4 protein-coding genes are annotated in these 2933 nt (G+C 60.7%); all 4 read left to right on the forward strand.

Going from position 1 to position 2933, the window contains the following annotated elements; all coding sequences use genetic code 11:
• On the forward strand, nucleotides 1-264 hold a 264-nt coding region (locus WBF74_RS13550), incomplete at its 5' end, for a hypothetical protein (RefSeq protein ID WP_424440802.1).
• 35 nt (nucleotides 265-299) lie between these two features.
• Nucleotides 300-1856 carry a methionine--tRNA ligase gene (metG, locus tag WBF74_RS13555; protein ID WP_424440804.1) on the forward strand — a complete coding sequence of 519 codons (1557 nt, stop codon included), beginning with the start codon at nucleotides 300-302 and terminating at the stop codon, nucleotides 1854-1856.
• Nucleotides 1853-2659, forward strand: a complete 807-nt coding sequence (locus WBF74_RS13560) for a TatD family hydrolase (protein WP_424440806.1) — start codon at nucleotides 1853-1855, stop codon at nucleotides 2657-2659. The genes metG and WBF74_RS13560 overlap by 4 nt, the downstream gene beginning before the upstream one ends.
• Nucleotides 2656-2933, forward strand: a 278-nt coding sequence (locus tag WBF74_RS13565) for an MBL fold metallo-hydrolase (protein WP_424440808.1), incomplete at its 3' end; no start/stop codon positions are given. The genes WBF74_RS13560 and WBF74_RS13565, both read left to right, overlap by 4 nt.

Genomic DNA, 2933 nt, shown 5'->3' on the forward strand with positions numbered 1-2933 from the left:
ATGGTCGAGCTGATCACGCTCTGGCTGCAACGCCTCATCCGCGCAGGGGCGGGGCTTGATACGGGGCTTGATATCGTGCCGGGCGAGAGCGCTTCCATGGCGCGGCTTGCCGCTGGTGGCAGCCTTGATCGCTGGGTCGAGGTATGGGAAAAGGTCGTTCAGTCCACGGTGCGCGGCGAGGCCCTGAATACAGACCGCAAGCTCGTGATACTGAACGCTTTTTCGATGCTTGAGGAAGCCGCGTCCATGCGCGCCGGTGCGTGAAGCCCGGCGTTCTTCTTTTCCGAGCAGATGAGTAAATGACCGCTCCAAAATACTACATCACGACAGCGATTTCCTATCCGAATGGCCCGCCCCATATCGGCCATGCCTATGAATCCATCACCACGGATGTCATTGCGCGCTACAAGCGGCTCGATGGCTATGACGTGCGCTTCCTGACGGGGGTGGACGATCACGGCCAGAAAATGGCGCAGACCGCCAAGGCAAAGGGCATCACCGCGCAGGCGCTGGCTGACGAGATGGCGCCGCTCTTCATGGAGATGGGCCGGCGGCTCAATCTCTCTAATGATGATTTCATCCGCACCACCGAGGCGCGGCATGAGCGCGCCTGCCAGCATATCTGGGAGAAGATTGCGGCTGCGGGCGACATCTACACCGGCAAATATTCGGGCTGGTATTCGGTTCGTGACGAAGCCTTCTACGACGAAGACGAGCTGACCGTGAACGAGAACGGCCAGAAATTCGCGCCGACCGGCACGCCTGTCGAATGGATGGAGGAGGAGACCTATTTCTTCCGTCTCTCTGCCTATCAGGACCGGCTGCTCGCGCTTTACGAGGCACAGCCCGATTTCATTCAGCCGTCGTCGCGCCGCAATGAGATCGTTTCCTTCGTGAAGCGGGGGCTGAAAGACCTCTCCATTTCGCGCGCGCGTTCGAAGCTCGATTGGGGCGTCGGCGTGCCGGGCGACCCGAACCATGTGATGTATGTCTGGATCGATGCGCTGACCAATTACATCACCGGGCTCGGCTATCCCGATATGGATAATGATCTTTTCCGGCGTTACTGGCCCGCCGATGTTCACATCATCGGCAAGGACATCGTGCGTTTCCATGCGGTGATCTGGCCGGCCATGCTGATGGCGGCCGACCTGCCGCTGCCGCGCCGCGTTTTCGGACATGGCTTCCTCAATGTGCGCGGCGAGAAAATGTCGAAGTCGGTCGGGAACGTAATCGATCCGTTCACGATTACAGACACTTACGGCGTCGATCAGATCCGGTACTTCTTCTGCCGCGAAGTGCCTTATGGCGCTGATGGCAGCTACAGCCATGAAAGTGTGGTGAACCGGATCAATGCCGATCTTGCCAATGACATAGGCAATCTTGCTCAGCGTTCACTTTCAATGATCGCAAAAAACTGTGACGGTGTCGTACCTTCTCACGGTTCTTTCTCACCGGATGACAAGGCTCTGCTCGACAAGGCGGCGGCCCTTGCCGAGGTGACGCGCGCGCAGATGGAGCGGCTCGAGATCCACAATTATGTGGCGAGCGTCTTTGAAGTCGTGGCTGATGCGAACCGCTATTTCGCAGGGCAGGAACCCTGGGCGCTGAAAAAGACCGACCCGGAGCGCATGGCAACCGTGCTCTACACGACTGCAGAAACGGTGCGCCGTTGCGCGATCCTGCTTCAGCCGGTGATGCCAGCCTCGATTGCGCGACTGCTCGATCTGCTGGCGGTGGCGGAAGATCAGCGCGGCTTCGATGCGCTTGACAGGCCGCTGGTGCCCGGCACCGCGCTACCCGCGCCGCAAGGCGTGTTCCCTCGTTTTGTGGAGACGGAGGCGTCGCAATCATGACGCTGCCTGTGCTCGTTGACAGCCATTGCCATCTCGACTTCCCGGATTTCGGGCCGGAGGTCGAGGAGGTGGTTGCGCGCGCGCATGAGGCAGGCGTCGGGTTGATGCTCACCATCGGCACGAAGGTGAGTGAGTTTGACCGGGTGAGGGCGGTGGCCGAGCGTTTCCCGTATGTTTACTGCACGGTCGGCATCCATCCGCATGAGGCGGAAAGCGAGCCGGAGACGGACACGGCAACGCTGGTCGAGCTAGCGAAACATCCGAAAGTCGTCGGCATTGGCGAGACCGGGCTTGATTATTTCTACGAGCACAGCCCGCGCGCCGCACAGGAGCGCAACTTCCGTTCGCATATCGCGGCGGCGCGGGAAACGGGCCTGCCGCTCATCGTCCATACGCGCGATGCCGATGATGACATGGCGCGCATTCTGGAGGATGAGATGGGGAAGGGTGCGTTTCCGGGGCTTCTGCACTGCTTCAGCTCAAGCCCGCAACTCGCTGAAAAAGCACTGGAACTGGGTCTCTACATTTCACTGTCCGGCATCCTCACCTTCAAGAATGCGGGAGAACTGCGCGAGACGGCAGCGAAAGTGCCGATGGATCGGCTGCTCGTTGAAACAGATGCGCCTTATCTCGCGCCCATACCGAAGCGCGGCAAGCGCAATGAGCCATCCTTCGTGGTCCACACGGCAGCGAAGCTTGCGGAAGTGAAGGGCGTGAGCCTTGTCGAACTTGCTGCCAGCACGACAGAGAACTTCCTGCGGCTGTTCTCGCGCGTGCCGCCGGAGGCTGTGCGCAGAGCATGAAGATGCGCGCGACCATATTGGGCTGCGGCTCATCTGGCGGCGTTCCGCGGCCCGGCATCGGCGGCCCGTTCTGGGGGGCGTGCGATCCGAACGAGCCGAAGAACAGGCGGCGGCGCTGTTCGCTTCTCATCGAGCAATGGGACAAGGACCCGACCCAGACGACCGCCGTACTGGTGGACACGTCGCCCGATATGCGTGACCAGCTCATTGACGCGAAGATCGGCTGGGTGGATGCGGTGCTCTTTACCCATGACCATGCCGACCAGTGCCACGG

The organism is Parvibaculum sp. (genome assembly GCF_049672805.1).
GTDB lineage: Bacteria > Pseudomonadota > Alphaproteobacteria > Parvibaculales > Parvibaculaceae > Parvibaculum.

Coding starts and splice junctions, on each gene's coding strand:
- metG (WP_424440804.1), top strand. CDS start 300: ATGACCGCTCCAAAATACTACATCACGACAGCGATTTCCTATCCGAAT.
- WBF74_RS13560 (WP_424440806.1), top strand. CDS start 1,853: ATGACGCTGCCTGTGCTCGTTGACAGCCATTGCCATCTCGACTTCCCG.